Source organism: Klebsiella sp. S69, assembly GCF_016516145.1.
GTDB lineage: Bacteria > Pseudomonadota > Gammaproteobacteria > Enterobacterales > Enterobacteriaceae > Klebsiella > Klebsiella oxytoca.
Map to the genome: position 1 here is coordinate 1 of NZ_JACVUU010000042.1, position 13,487 is coordinate 13,487.

Consider the following 13,487-nt stretch of genomic DNA (forward strand, 5'->3'; position numbering starts at 1 on the left):
TCTTATCTGGAGATACAGCTACTGTCTGGTGTTTCAGGGGGCTACATCACCCGGGATTTACTGGAAGCCAAAAGCGAGATCCTGAAACTACGGGCACAGCTAAAACGCACCGAAGAAGAACGAGATATACTGAAAAAGGCCGCGCGGTACTTTGCAAGGGAGCCCGACTGAAGTACCGCTTTATCAATGAACACCGCACTGTGTGGGGTGTGATGACGATGTGTCGGGTACTGAATGTCGCCCGGGCCGGGTTCTATGCCTGACTGCATAACCTAGTCTCTGCGCGGGATAAGGATAACCAGCGCCTGCTGGCGCTTATCCGTGACTACTATTCACTGAGCGGAGGCGGATGGGGATGACCGGCATCTCCCGAAGTCAGGTATCGTCCATCTGCCGTGGTATCGATGAGCGCGTGCAGGCGTTCCGGCAGCGACCACTGGAAAGGGAATGGCCCTATCTGTGGCTGGACGCGACTTACGTGAAGGTCCGTAAGAACAGACGGGGGGTCAGCGTGGCGGTCATAATCGCCTGCGCAGTCAGCTCGGACGGTCGCCGGGAGATTATCGGGATGGGCGTCGGTGAGTCAGAAGCCAAAGTGTTCTGGCTGGCCTTCCTGTTGAGCCTAAAGAACGCTGCCTGGAAGGCGTGAAGCTGGTTATCTCCAACTCGCACAGCGGGCTGAAAGCGGCAATACGGCAGGTGTTCTGCGCCAGCTGGCAGTGTTGCCAGGTCCACTTCATGCGCAATGTGCTGGGGCGCGTCAGCAGGGCCAGCCAGTCGGTGGTCCGCGCCGCGCTGCAGCAGGTGTTCGTGCAGACCGAGAAGAAAAGCGCTCACGCCACCTGGCGGGAGGTGCCGGCCAGCTGGAAAAGAGCTTCCCGGTGGTCACGGAGATGATGGACGAATCGGAAGTACTGGCGTACTTCGGGTTCCCGAAAGCGCACCGGGTGAAAATCCACTCGACCAACACGCTGGAGCATCTGAACAAAGAGGTGAAGCGGCGTGCAGATGTGGTGGGTATCTTCCCCAACGAAGTTAGCATCATGCGGCTTCTGGGTGCGGTACTGACGGAGCAGAACGAGGAATGGCTGCTGCAGAACCGTTATCTGCCACAACACACTATGGCGGAGATAGACCAGCCCACTGAAAATGAAGTAATCGATGCGCTGCCACTCTGCGCATAACGTAGACATTACCGAACCGGAAAGTGGGTTCCGAATTTACACCACCTTGACGGACTCTACCCTTAAAAGTGTTACTCTCAGGGTGTGAATGACTATAATTGGCACAAAACCGTCAGTCAAAAGAACTCGAGCATTCGTGAAATAATTTCAGTTACGATTTAACAGCAAAAGTTATCCTAGCTCTCTTACCGTGATTAGGCAAAAATATGCCACTGAGTAATTTACTGAGTTGGCCAAGAATGATTCTCAATTCAATGATGTGGATGGCATCAACACTGCTGTTTTTCGCCTGGATCTTTGGTATCACACTGAAGAACAATTTCTGCACCAATGCGAAGCATTTTATCATCCTGCTGGCCGCACATCTTACGCTTAGCTTTGCTGCGATTGAGCTTAAAAAACATGGTATCGTCGTCTTGCATAAGGGCGACAGTCAATGGCTGCGCCTGATCCTGGGGCTTCTGGTGAAAAGCTATATGGCATTAGTGATGATCATGATGACCAGTTTTATGATTGCATTAGCCAGCAGGGGAGCGCAACAGATGACGCACTTTCATAAAACTCACAATGCGGCCAACCAGCACCGTAACCCGCTGAAATTTTACCTGCGGCAGGAAAAAGCCATAGTCTGGGTCTATCGCCTGTTATTTCTCGCGGGTGGCGTTTATATCCTTTGGGCCATATGGTTTCGGTTGCCGTTTTAGGGGATGGATGAATACGATATACCCATGCCAAAACGCTGTGTTTACCTCCTTCACTGATAGCCCTCAGCGGGATGGGAGATATCCCGATGAACGCATTCACAATTGTTCATAATAAGAGCCAGTCTTAGATGATGCTCTATAAATCTTGCTTTGAGCGCTATAGCGATGAACATCGTTGGTAATGCTCCCAACTTGCTGATTTAGTGTATGATGGTGTTTTTGAGGTGCTCCTGTGGCTTCCGTCTCCGTCCGCTGTCCCTCCTGTTACGCTACTGAATAGACAGGCCCCATGAATCACCAGACACTTAGACCCACCTTAAATTAGTGACTAGTCTTAAAACCAGTCATTAGACTAGTTGGGAGATAAGCATGATCGAAGAGGTACTCGGACCAGAGCGCCGCCGGCGCCGTTCTCCACAGGAAAAGATTGCCATCGTTCAAGAGACACTTCAGCCTAACATGACGGTATCCCATGTCGCACGGTTTCATGGGGTAAATGCAAACCAGGTCTTCGCCTGGCGAAAGCAGTACCAGGAAGGTAGCCTGACCGCGATTATGGCTGGCGAAAATGTCGTTCCTGCCTCAGAACTTGCGGCAGCGGTTAAACAAATCAAAGAGCTACAACGCCTGCTGGGTAAAAAGACCATGGAGAACGAGCTGCTGAAGGAAGCCGTCGAGTATGGCCGCCAAAAAAAGTGGATAGCGCACGCGCCCTTATTGCCGGGGATGGCGACTGAGCTTCGTCAGCCGCTGTCTTCAGATCTCGCGTGCTATATACCCTGAAGCATCGTCCCGATAACTGGCAGGACGGGCGAAAAAAGCGCCAGATCGATGACGCCGACGTGCTTGAGCGGGTCTATGGTGTTATCGGTGAAGTGCCTACCTACGGTTACCGTCGCGTCTGGGCATTACTGCGCCGCCAATCGGAGACACTGGCGGTGGCGGTCGTCAATGCCAAACGTGTGTACCGGATCATGTGCCAGCATGCGCTGTTGTTGGGACGAAAACCCAGAGTGCAGCCGGCAGGTCGAACGCATACCGGCAAAGTGGCCGTTAATGAAAGTAACCGGCGGTGGTGTTCTGACGGCTTCGAGTTCTGCTGTGATAACGATGAAAACTCCGCGTCACCTTCGCTCTGGACTGCTGTGACCGCGAAGCACTGAACTGGGCTGCCGGTACCGGCGGCTTTGACAGTGACACAGTTCAGGACATGATGCTGGGTGCGGTGGAACGTCGCTTCGGACACCGCTTTCCGCCAGCCCCCTATCGAGTGGCTGACAGACAACGGTTCAGCTTACCGTTCTCATCAGACGCGTCAGTTCGCCAGAATGGTAGGACTGTAGCCTAAACATACGGCGGTACGCAGTCCGGAAAGCAACGGGATGGCAGAAAACTTCGTGAAGACGATGAAGCCCGACTACATCAGCGTTATGCCGCGTCCGGATGCACGTACTGCAGTGCAGAACCTAGCGATGGCGTTCGAGCATTATAACTAATGGCATCCGCAAAGTGCGTTAGGTTACCGTTCGCCGCGGGAATATCTGCGACGCCGGCAGACCTAAATAAGAGAGTCGATGAGTCTGGAGTTACAGGGGCAAATCCACCGCCACATTCGGCAAACCCGCCTTTACTAACACTTCAGTGAAAAGCGGCTTTGCTTTCTGCGGTGGATTTAGGCACCATTAACCTCCTTTCTCATCTTCGAGACAGGACAATTCCAAGGCTCTACTCCTACGGGAATTCAGTATGGCGTTAGGGCATCCTGAGACTTAAACTTACTGACAACAAATCCAAAAAATTCAAGGTGAAAGGCCTGAATGTTATTGCCAGAGAAATTAGCCTACGTTCACTCAATCATTAGTGCTGCATTCGCGGTTGCTCTCATCAAGCATTACCGTCAGGGAGATAAAGACCCATCGATAAAATCAAAACTCCTGATTACAATTCTCATTCTGATGGCGTTGATTGCACTGACCATTGGTATTTTGTGGCTGGAGTATCACTATTCAGCATGACCTAGTACTGGTAGATGCGACAAAATAATCTAGCGAGTCTGCTTTCGAGCTAACACTCCGCCCACAACCCATTAACATATACTCAGCATAAAACAACTTTCTCCTTAACTGACGCAACGTAAAATTAGAGGTTAGACACGTTTTAAAAGAATTACTTAAATATTCCACTGCGCCACCAAAAAAAATACTATACGGTGGGTTTTCCAATCACATGACCGGAGGGGCTTATACCTAACATCAAATTTGAGTGCCCAGTCTGTTCGAACAAAAAGTTCTATTTCACAACTTTTAGTTCTGACTTAAACCAACATCATGGTGCTGTTTGTTCCGTCTGTGGGGCGAAGCTAACCCCCATTTCCTGTATACCAAAACCAAACCGTAAGCGATGGCTAAAGAAAGCTGTTTAGCTTGCTGGGCTATCAAAGGACCGTAGTGCATCCAATTAGTAGAACATGTGTCTTTCGATAAAAGCTCCGATCACTTTTTGATGAAGCTTAACAGAGCGTGAGAAGCAGATTGTTTGTAAGCGTCGCATTCAGACCGTATTGACGTTCAGGCAGAGGGAAGCTCGACCTTCCATGGCAGCAGATCGCGGACCCGGTTCACCGGCCAGTCCTGTATATGACCGATGACGTAACGCAACCACGTCTCGGGGTCAACGCCGTTAAGCCGGCAGGTGACGATCAGAGAGTAGAGGATTGCCGCACGTTCTCCGCCCGCATCTGAACCGGCGAACAGCCAGTTTTTCCGGCCCAGGGCTACGCCACGCAGCGCGTTCTCCGCGATGTTGTTGTCGATCTCCGCCCAGCCATTGCTGCAGTACAGGTTTAACGCGTCCCACTGCTTCAGTAGACAGGCGAACGCCTTCGCCGTGTCCGAGTGGTGCGACAGTACCTTCATCTGAACCTGTATCCAGTCGTACAGTGACTGCATTAACGGGATAGTCTGCTCTTTACGTACCGCCAGCCGCTCGTCTGCCGGGCTGCCGCGTATCTCCGCCTCGATGGCATACAGTTTTCCGATACGCTTCAGCGCTTCGGTTGTGATGTCGGTCGGTGTCCGGGCATGCACGTCGTGGATTTTTCGCCGGGCATGGGCCATGCAGGCCGCTTCGGTTATGCGGCCATCTTCGTACAGCGCATTATAACCACCGTAAGCGTCCGCCTGCTACCCCGCAAGGTGCTGCTGTGGATGTACGCCTTTCCGGTCCGGCGAGTACGCGAACCAGACCGCCGGTGGAAGCTGTGAGCCCGCGTTGCGGTCGTCCCGCAGGTATACCCACAGCCGGGCCGTGCGCGTTTTACCGCTGCCCGGCTCCTGTACCGGCACAGGGATATCGTCGGTGTGCACCTTGCCCGGCATCAGCACGTACTGGCGCAGCAGGTCGTACAGCGGCTCCAGCAGTTCGCTCACCGCGCCGGACCAGCGACCCAGCGTGGCGCGACTCAGCTCCACGCCCTGGCGATGGTATATCTCTGACTGACGATAGTGAGGCGTGTGCTCTGCGAACTTCGCCGTGACGATGCGCGCCAGCAGGCCGGGGCCCGCATAGCTGCGTTCGATGGGTTTTGACGGCATGGAAGCCTGAACGATGTGGTCACAGCTGCAGCAGACCAGCTTCGGCCGCTGCGTTTCGATAACCTTAAAGGCGCTGCTGATAAGCTCCAGCTGCTCCGATACGTCGCAGCCCAGCGCGTTGAGTTCGCCGCCGCATGCCGGACAGGTGGTTTCTGCCGGCGACAGCGTGAGGGTTTCGCGGGGAAGTGAGGCCGGCAGCGGTTTGCGGGCGGAAGACTGGCGCAGCGGCTGCGGGAGTGCCGGGTCATGCTGCTCGCCCAGCACCTCAGCCATCTCCTCCTGCAGGACGCTGATGCGCTCCTCTGCCTCGCGCACCTGGCGGGCCGTTTTCTCACGCAGCTTTTCGGAGCTTTTGCCGAACTGCATACGTTGCAGCTTAGCAACCAGCGCCTTCTGGCGGTTGATTTCGCTGGCGTACGCCGCCACCCGCTGTGAGAGCAGACGATTATACTCCGCCATTTTGCGGATGGTGGTCTGCTGCTCCTGCAGCAGCGCCCTGAGCCGGGCGTTTTCATCAGGGTATGAGGTCTCCATAACCCCACTTTACAGCAGGTTATATGCGTATTCCAGGGCGTTCCGTCCGCTGGGGATGCTTCCAGTTAATGCCTTCCAGCAGCATGGACAGTTGCGCCGGCGTCAGATGAACCTTGCCGTCACGGGTCACCGGCCAGACGAAGCGCCCCCGCTCCAGCCGTTTGGTGAACAGGCACAGACCGTCCCGGTCAGCCCACAGTACCTTTATCATGTCGCCGCGCCGGCCGCGGAAGATGAACAGATGCCCGCTGAACGGGTCATCCCGTAACGTGTTCTGCACCCTGGAAGCCAGGCCATTGAAGCCGTTGCGCATGTCCGTGACGCCGGCAACCAGCCAGATGCGTGAGCCTGCAGGGAGTGATATCACTGGCTCCCTCCCTGCATTTCCCGGATGAGCATCTGCAGCAGCTCCGGCGTCAGTTTTCCGCTGATACGAAGCGTTCCTGCGGGCAGAACAGCTCACAGCAGGGGGCATCGTCGCTCTGAACGGATGGTGGATGAGGCTGTCCGGGGCCTGATTCAGCAGCAAGCGTCACGGGCAACATGACCGGCGCATCTGTCCGCGCAGCCAGCAGCGCCTGCTGATAAAGTCGCCGCCAGTTGAACAGGAGATTGTCGTTAATGTTATTTTCGTGGGCAAGCTGTGCCACGCTGACGCCGGGCTGCATCGACTGCTCCACCATGGCGATTTTGAAGTCGCGGGGGAAGTTGGGACGTCGGGGCCGCTTACGGGCAACAGGGATTTCACCGGGAGCCGGGGTAGAGGCTACAGGAAGGACAGACGATTTTCGGGAGTCCTGCCGGTAAAGTCGTTTATCCAGATTTTTGGCGTTGATCCGTGGCGGCAGAGGCCATGACAGACCGGCCTTCCGGAAGCGGACAAAGAGATCGCAGACGGTGGTTTTGGGGATACCCAGCCTGCGCCCGGCCTCAATACGCGGCAGCTTTTCATCAAAATGGAGGCGAAGCGCCTCAAGGAGCCATGTCCGGTGTTTCACGCGATAGTGTCCATTAAAAAATGATGGACACTATTTTCCCGGAACCGGAGCCCGCTGCACAGACGGTCTAAATGTGACGCTTACGGTTATTACGGCTTCAGCCGTAATGCTTTTTTCGTCCTCGCTTCGCTGCGGGGGTCTCCGGCGCAGAGCGCCTCCCGTGCGCTCACGCGCATTTTAAAACTCCGTGCGGAGTGTATTTCAGGTCTTATCGGGGTTCTACGCCGGAACCCCAGATTTTGTCTCTGTCGCATTACTGTTAATTAGCTTTAATGAAAGGTACGCCATTCCCCGGGACCATTGTTTGTGGGAGGTGACCGTCCCATCGCTCTGCCGTGGTTAAGCTGACAAGCCCCGGATTTTCTCGCAAAGCATTCCCTCTTACACGAATAGCTTCTGCTTCTGCCGTCCCACGCATACGTATAGCTTCCGCTTCAGCCTTGGCAGCAGCTAACTGGCTATCGGCTTCAGCCTGCGCCTGAGTGACTTTTATCTGAGCCTGAATCTTTTCAGTTTCAAGATTCTGTTTGCGCGTAGCAATAGCTACTTCAGCTTTCATTCGATCTTCAATAGACTGCTCGTAAGCATCAGAGAAATCGATACTTTCAATTTGCACGCTCTCGATAATAATTGGGCCAGCAACTGCTTTTATAACCGCATTCTGAATATCTAAAACTAATCTAGCTCTGTCCTGAACAGCCCTAATTGCTGTATACTGACCAAATACGTTTTCCAGTTGAGTTGGAACCTGCCTAGTAAGCAAACGGTTTTTTAGTGCCTCAATAGTTTGATATCTTGAGTACATTTTTTCCACTTCTGAGGGTGGAATATGAAAATTAACCGAGACCGTCATAATAGCTGGCTGCTGATCATTACTGTAGGCCTGGAGTTTATTGAAAATGACAGCATGGTTTCGTACTGAAATTTTTTCTACCGTTTCAACTAGAGGGATTTTTAGTCCGAGGCCTGGTTCTGCAATTTTAACGGTTTTCCCATAGCGCAGCACAACACCTCTTTCACCTTCGTTGATGGTATAAACCGCTGAGAACAGCATTAGTATAGTTATTATTGTCAAACTGCCGGTTAAAATGTATAACAAACTCCTTGCGCCTTTGATTCTTTCAAATGAAACTTTGTTTTTCATGTTTACCCTCGCCTTATTGTTTTTCGAGAAAGTATAGTAGAGGTCTGAGGGCCAATGTAACGAAAACGTACACTAAGAAGATAATTCGTTGGGTAATGACTCCAATTTATTGGTAATGATTTATCGTCAGATAGTGCCCGATAACTTTGTCATGCAGTTCCACTGATTTTGAGAACGACAGCGACTTCCTGCTCAGTCTTGCAAGGTGCTGTCTCAGATTCAGGTTGTGCCGTTCAATTCGCTGTGTGTAACGCTTGCTGATAACGTGCAGCTTTCCCTTAAGCCGTGACTCATACAGCGGCCATCCGTCCGTCATCCATATCACCACGTCGAACGCCGACACCAGGCTCAGAAGACGCTCCAGCGTAGCCATGGTGCGTTCACCAAAGACGTGGGCCACCACCGTTCTGCGTATCCTGTCATACGCGTAAAACAACCAGCGCTGGCGCTGAGGAATCCCCAGCAATGGGCGGGTAAAAAAAAGACAGGCATAGAGTTTTATGATCTACTGATTTGTGCAACCAATTCAATGAGATCACCTCTATGCCTGCTCGCCAAGTATGTCAGAATTTTATCCGCGATGCTTTAGCACCGTTTCACAAATATCGACAAAATGCTTTGCTGGATGCCACCATCGCACTCATCAATGGCGCATCTCTGACGCTGACCAGCATCGGACGTCATTTGCCCGGTACTGCTCAGGTCAAAAACAAAATAAAACGCGTTGACCGTCTGCTCGGTAATGAATCTCTCCATCACGATATCCCTCTGATTTTCAGAAATATTATTTTCATGCTGACGCGTAAACTATCACTGTGCATCATCGCCGTTGACTGGAGTGGATATCCATCTCAGGAACACCACGTGCTTCGCGCCAGCCTGATTTGCGATGGACGTTCGATACCCTTGCTGAGTTGGATAGTTCCTTCGGAAAAACAACAAAATGCAAAGATACAGCAGGCCTTTCTTAATACTCTTGCCGAAGCGGTAAACCCAAAAGCAAGAGTGATCATCGTCACGGATGCTGGGTTCCATAATGCCTGGTTCAGGCACATCAAATCACTCGGCTGGGACTTTATTGGCCGGATACGGGGCAATAAACAACTGCGTCTGACCAGAAAAGGGGAATGCTGGTTCAGGCGCCAGGAATTACAGGCCAGCAACAAACCTGAATATCTGGGGCCCGGGACGCTTTCCCGCGCGGAATATGCCCGCTGCGACGGTCACTTTTATCTGCATAAAAAAGAATCTAAGGGACGGAAACATAAACATTCCCGGTGCCGTATTCGTCGTAAGTCACAGGTGCGAGATGGTCGTTCAGCAGCCAAAGAACCGTGGCTTATCCTCAGCAGCACAGACGACTTTAAACCACGTGAAATCATGAAGTTATACAGTCGTCGAATGCAGATCGAGCAGAACTTCCGCGATGAAAAGAGTGAACGCTTCGGGTTCGGACTTCGCGCGAGTTACAGCCGTTCAGCGGAAAGAATGCTGGTACTGAGTCTCCTGGCAACACTGAGCACAATCGTGTTGTGGCTTATAGGCTATCACGCAGAAAATAAAGGATTACATTTGAGATACCAGGCCAACAGCATTAAAACCCGCCGGGTTATCTCGTATCTGACGTTAGCGGAGAATGTCTTGCGACACTCCCCGCTAATATTAAAGCGAATGGTGCTCAGCACCATTCTTAATCACCTCGCCAGAACATACCAGAATATGGTGTTGGTTTATTAGCGCTGATTTATGGGGATCCCTCAGAGCGCTGGCGGGATTTGGCCCCGACGTAGCCCCACTGTTCGTCCATTTCCGCGCAGATAATGACGTCACTGCCCGGTTGTATGCGCGAGGTTACCGACTGCGGCCGGAGTTTTTTAAGTGCCGTAAAATCGTGTTGAGGCCAACGCCCATAATACGTGCACTGGCGCGACATCCGACGCCATTCATGGCCATATCAATAATTTTCTGGTGTGTACCGGGCTGAGAGGCAGTGTAAGTGAACTGCAGTTGCCATGTTTTACGACAGTGAGAGCAGAGATAGCGCTGATGTCCGGCAGTGCTTTTGCCGTTACGCACCACGCCTTCAATAGCTGAACAGGAAGGACAGCTGATGGAAATGGAAGCCACTGGAGCACCTCAAAAACACCATTATACACTAAATCAGTAAGTTGGGAGCATTACCCAGAACCAGATAAACCGGACAGGCTGCAATTGTCTGACCGGCTAATTCGAATTAATTACTTACCGAATAATCTTTCATGTATCCAGCCATTATTGGTTAGCAGGAATACATTTGTGACTTTAACACCTTCGGATTCTGAGCTGACGTCTTTTTGTAGCTGACGATCAGCATTCATAATTTCTGGTGATTTTGCCCAGTCAGGGATTTCGCTTACCTTATAAGTGAAAGACACCCGGGAAATTTTTTGTCCCATTGCATCGGAAGGTTCGGTGAAGTTACTGACCTCAGTTACTGTAGCCTTACCAAAACAGAACCCACCAATGTTTTCTCCTTTCATTGTTTTCGCAGCATCCGGCTTGTAGTATTTTTTACCTTCTTCAGTCAGGTCATAACTGTTGACGACCACATCACGCGCATTACTTCTCCATGACGCATCAATGTGGTAACGTAAGTAAAAGAACAATATTGTTTAAAATTACAGCTAAGGCTTTGTTTGTCAAGTCTTGTGAGGTAATTCCTCATATCAGTAGAACATGTATTTTTAGATGAAAGAGGGCTTTGTTGAATAAATCGAACTTTTGCTGAGTTGAAGGATCAGATCACGCATCCTCCCGACAACACAGACCGTTCCGTGGCAAAGCAAAAGTTCAGAATTACAAACTGGCCCACCTACAACAAAGCCCTTATCAACCGTGGCTCCATGACTTTCTGGCTGGATGATGACGTTATTCAGGCCTGGTATGAATCAGCAACGCCTTCACCACGGGGAAGGCCTCAGCGCTATTCTGACCTTGCCATCACCACTGTCCTAGTGATTAAACGCGTATTCCGGCTGCCCCTTCGGGCTGCTCAGGGCTTCATTGATTCCATTTTTGCCCTGATGGATGTTCCGTTGCGCTGCCCGGATTACACCAGCGTCAGCAAGCGGGCAAAGTCGGTTAATGTCAGTTTCAAAACGCCCACCCGGGGCGAAATCGCGCATCTGGTGATTGATTCCACCGGGCTGAAGGTCTTTGGTGAAGGCGAATGGAAAGTCAAAAAACACGGCAAAGAACGCCGTCGTATCTGGCGTAAGCTGCATCTGGCCGTTGACAGCAAAACACATGAAATCATCTGTGCGGATCTGTCGCTGAACAATGTGACAGACTCAGAGGCCTTCCCCGGGCTAATCCGACAGACTCATCGAAAAATCAGGTCAGCCGCAGCGGATGGCGCTTATGATACGCGGTTATGTCACGATGAACTGCGCCGGAAGAAAATCTGTGCGCTCATCCCGCCGCGAAAAGGCGCTGGCTACTGGTCCGGAGAGTACGCAGATCGTAACCGTGCTGTTGCGAACCAGCGGCTGACCGGGAGTAATGCGCGGTGGAAATGGACAACAGATTACAACAGTCGTTCGATAGCGGAAACGGCGATGTACAGGGTAAAACAGCTGTTCGGCGGTTCACTGACGCTGCGGGATTATGATGCACAGATTGCGGAGGCTCTGGCCATGGTACGTGCTCTGAACAAAATGACGAAGTCAGGTATGCCAGAAAGTGTGCGTATCGCCTGAAAACCCAACCCGCTGCAGAGACGCTCGCCCTGAATCTGATTTATTCAACAAAGCCGTACAGGGGCTGAAAATCCACGCGCGGGATATCAGTCTGATGAGATATATCCCGGCCTGACGCAGGGAAGATCCCTCTCGCGTACTCTGTAAGCCTGAAAAACAACCACAAATAATCACCAGTCTGAGGGGCACAGACTGACCTTATGGCTCACGAATCAAAGTGTGGTTGATTTTGAACCAACATGTTCGGGGTGTATGGATGGTTTCAATTTCCTATAGGTGAACACACTGAGCAATAATATCAACAGGATAGTGCAGATGTTTGAAGGCTTTTCGGATCAGCTGCATAGTCAGGTAACATAGCAAAAAACAGCATGTTATCTGACGACTTCTTAATGCGACAGAGCTTACAACCTGCGCACTCGATCTGATGGTGCTGTAGCCGAAGCAAGCTGGCTGCTAATCGAGGTGCTGTTACTTGGTCTGTTTTGCGACAGGCGGCAACATACGCAGACAAGCCTCCGCAAGATTGCGCGCAAATTTGGAGGAGTCTTTCGTCTTGGTAGCGATGATGTCGTCTGTAGCACCGTGGACACCCGAATAGATCAGCAACGCGACGATCCTGGGTTGATCTGATTCCCATACTCCGGCAGCCTTGCCGCGCTCAATGATTTTCAGCAGTTGCTCAAGGATGGCATCCTTGGGTTGGTTGTTACGATGGTGATGGTGATGGTGATGGTTTGTGTAAACGATGTCGTGGATCCGATAAGTCTTTGCATAGACTTCAACGCTGGCCTCGATCCATGTTCTCAATCGCCCTTGCCAATCGTTAGCCGGGCACGCATCCACAGCTTTTTGCAGTTGCCCCAGGAACTCGGCTGTGTACCGCTCGCCTAGTGACGCGAGCATGTCGTTCTTGGATGAGAAATAGTGATAGAACGTCCCTTTGGCAACTTTGGCTTGCTCGACAATTTCGTTGATCGTCGTCGCCTCAACTCCGTTCGCCAGGAATAGCCTCTCGGCTGCCGACATCAATTCATCCAAGCGAACTTCGGCCGGCTTGGTCCTCGGCCCCTTGGCTTCCTGCGGGGGTGTCGTCGTAGTCTTATATCTCATCATGTTAGTCATTGATTCACGGTTGGTTTCACGTCGCACTGAAAAAGGATAATCAGTTTAGACCAGCGATGGGAATGGGCCTAGCGTCAAAGCGAATTTTATTAATTGACCGACGGTCAGTCAATATCTATGATGAAGGAACAATCTCTAGCTGCGCCTTTGCGCCAGAAGGAACTGCCATGCCATCTTCACTTCGTTCAAGTCATTCACGGCGCCGCTCCGCGCTGTGTGCCTGCTGCCTGGGGAGTTTTCTCGCCACGCTTGACATCAGCATCGTCAACGTGGCGCTGCCCACCATGCTGACGACTCTGCGCACCGACATCGCCGGGCTTCAGTGGGTCGTCAACGCCTACGCGATCTGCTTGTCCGCGCTCATGCTGTCCGCAGGCCCGATGGCGGACCTATACGGGCACAAACGCTCGTGGCTGTGGGGTGTGCTCCTGTTTACGGTCGGCTCGGCGCTGTGTGGTTGGGCACCGT

General features: G+C 52.0%; 9 protein-coding genes and 8 pseudogenes. 8 read left to right on the top strand and 9 right to left on the bottom strand.

All coding sequences use genetic code 11. The features are described from left to right. From IAE27_RS28435 to IAE27_RS28455, 5 genes and pseudogenes are all read left to right on the top strand, one after another. A pseudogene (locus IAE27_RS28435) lies at window positions 1–356 on the top strand (IS3 family transposase); the annotation flags it as partial. Then, window positions 350–1,184 (top strand): annotated as a pseudogene (locus tag IAE27_RS28440) (IS256 family transposase); the annotation flags it as partial. The pseudogenes IAE27_RS28435 and IAE27_RS28440, both read left to right, overlap by 7 nt. Window positions 1,185–1,447: 263 nt before the next feature. Next, complete coding sequence (locus tag IAE27_RS28445; protein ID WP_227685328.1) at window positions 1,448–1,888, top strand: hypothetical protein; 441 nt, start codon at window positions 1,448–1,450, stop codon at window positions 1,886–1,888. Window positions 1,889–2,257: 369 nt separating this feature from the next. After that, window positions 2,258–3,450 (top strand): annotated as a pseudogene (locus tag IAE27_RS28450) (IS3 family transposase). Between the two features lie 255 nt (window positions 3,451–3,705). After that, the gene (locus IAE27_RS28455; RefSeq protein WP_200093279.1) at window positions 3,706–3,903 is read left to right on the top strand and encodes a hypothetical protein; all 198 of its coding nucleotides are present in this window, start codon (window positions 3,706–3,708) and stop codon (window positions 3,901–3,903) included. A 442-nt stretch (window positions 3,904–4,345) separates the two neighbouring features. Here IAE27_RS28455 and IAE27_RS28460 read toward each other — a convergent pair. The 6 genes and pseudogenes from IAE27_RS28460 to IAE27_RS28485 all read right to left on the bottom strand — a co-directional run. Then, a pseudogene (locus IAE27_RS28460) lies at window positions 4,346–4,426 on the bottom strand (IS1 family transposase); the annotation flags it as partial. A 29-nt stretch (window positions 4,427–4,455) separates the two neighbouring features. Beyond that, window positions 4,456–6,015 (bottom strand): annotated as a pseudogene (gene tnpC, locus IAE27_RS28465) (IS66 family transposase). 19 nt (window positions 6,016–6,034) lie between these two features. Further along, complete coding sequence (gene tnpB, locus IAE27_RS28470; RefSeq protein ID WP_043143335.1) at window positions 6,035–6,382, bottom strand: IS66 family insertion sequence element accessory protein TnpB; 348 nt, start codon at window positions 6,380–6,382, stop codon at window positions 6,035–6,037. Beyond that, window positions 6,379–7,013: pseudogene (tnpA, locus tag IAE27_RS28475) on the bottom strand (IS66-like element accessory protein TnpA). The gene tnpB and the pseudogene tnpA overlap by 4 nt, the downstream one beginning before the upstream one ends. A gap of 259 nt (window positions 7,014–7,272) precedes the next feature. After that, a complete protein-coding gene (locus IAE27_RS28480) occupies window positions 7,273–8,157 on the bottom strand; it encodes a prohibitin family protein (RefSeq protein ID WP_200093281.1) in 885 nt (294 codons plus the stop codon). Window positions 8,158–8,263: 106 nt separating this feature from the next. After that, window positions 8,264–8,620, bottom strand: a pseudogene (locus IAE27_RS28485) (IS1 family transposase); the annotation flags it as partial. An 80-nt stretch (window positions 8,621–8,700) separates the two neighbouring features. Here IAE27_RS28485 and IAE27_RS28490 point away from each other — a divergent pair. Next, a complete protein-coding gene (locus tag IAE27_RS28490) occupies window positions 8,701–9,894 on the top strand; it encodes an IS4 family transposase (protein ID WP_200093283.1) in 1,194 nt (397 codons plus the stop codon). A gap of 25 nt (window positions 9,895–9,919) precedes the next feature. Here IAE27_RS28490 and IAE27_RS28495 read toward each other — a convergent pair. Beyond that, window positions 9,920–10,284 (bottom strand): annotated as a pseudogene (locus tag IAE27_RS28495) (IS1 family transposase); the annotation flags it as partial. 110 nt (window positions 10,285–10,394) lie between these two features. Further along, window positions 10,395–10,745 carry a hypothetical protein gene (locus tag IAE27_RS28500; protein ID WP_200093285.1) on the bottom strand — a complete coding sequence of 117 codons (351 nt, stop codon included), beginning with the start codon at window positions 10,743–10,745 and terminating at the stop codon, window positions 10,395–10,397. Window positions 10,746–10,925: 180 nt separating this feature from the next. Here IAE27_RS28500 and IAE27_RS28505 point away from each other — a divergent pair, with 180 nt between their 5' ends. Further along, a complete protein-coding gene (locus IAE27_RS28505) occupies window positions 10,926–11,894 on the top strand; it encodes an IS5 family transposase (protein ID WP_200093287.1) in 969 nt (322 codons plus the stop codon). A gap of 471 nt (window positions 11,895–12,365) precedes the next feature. Here IAE27_RS28505 and IAE27_RS28510 read toward each other — a convergent pair whose 3' ends face one another. After that, window positions 12,366–13,010 carry a TetR/AcrR family transcriptional regulator gene (locus IAE27_RS28510; RefSeq protein ID WP_200093289.1) on the bottom strand — a complete coding sequence of 215 codons (645 nt, stop codon included), beginning with the start codon at window positions 13,008–13,010 and terminating at the stop codon, window positions 12,366–12,368. A gap of 176 nt (window positions 13,011–13,186) precedes the next feature. On the opposite strand from IAE27_RS28510, the gene IAE27_RS28515 reads away from it, so the two are divergent. Further along, on the top strand, window positions 13,187–13,487 hold a 301-nt coding region (locus IAE27_RS28515), incomplete at its 3' end, for an MFS transporter (RefSeq protein ID WP_200093291.1).

What these genes read in the sequence shown, in the direction of transcription:
- IAE27_RS28445 (WP_227685328.1), top strand. Translation starts at nt 1,448, where the DNA reads ATGGCATCAACACTGCTGTTTTTCGCCTGGATCTTTGGTATCACACTG.
- IAE27_RS28455 (WP_200093279.1), top strand. Translation starts at nt 3,706, where the DNA reads ATGTTATTGCCAGAGAAATTAGCCTACGTTCACTCAATCATTAGTGCT.
- IAE27_RS28480 (WP_200093281.1), bottom strand. Translation starts at nt 8,157, where the DNA reads ATGAAAAACAAAGTTTCATTTGAAAGAATCAAAGGCGCAAGGAGTTTG.
- IAE27_RS28510 (WP_200093289.1), bottom strand. Translation starts at nt 13,010, where the DNA reads ATGATGAGATATAAGACTACGACGACACCCCCGCAGGAAGCCAAGGGG.
- IAE27_RS28490 (WP_200093283.1), top strand. Translation starts at nt 8,701, where the DNA reads ATGCCTGCTCGCCAAGTATGTCAGAATTTTATCCGCGATGCTTTAGCA.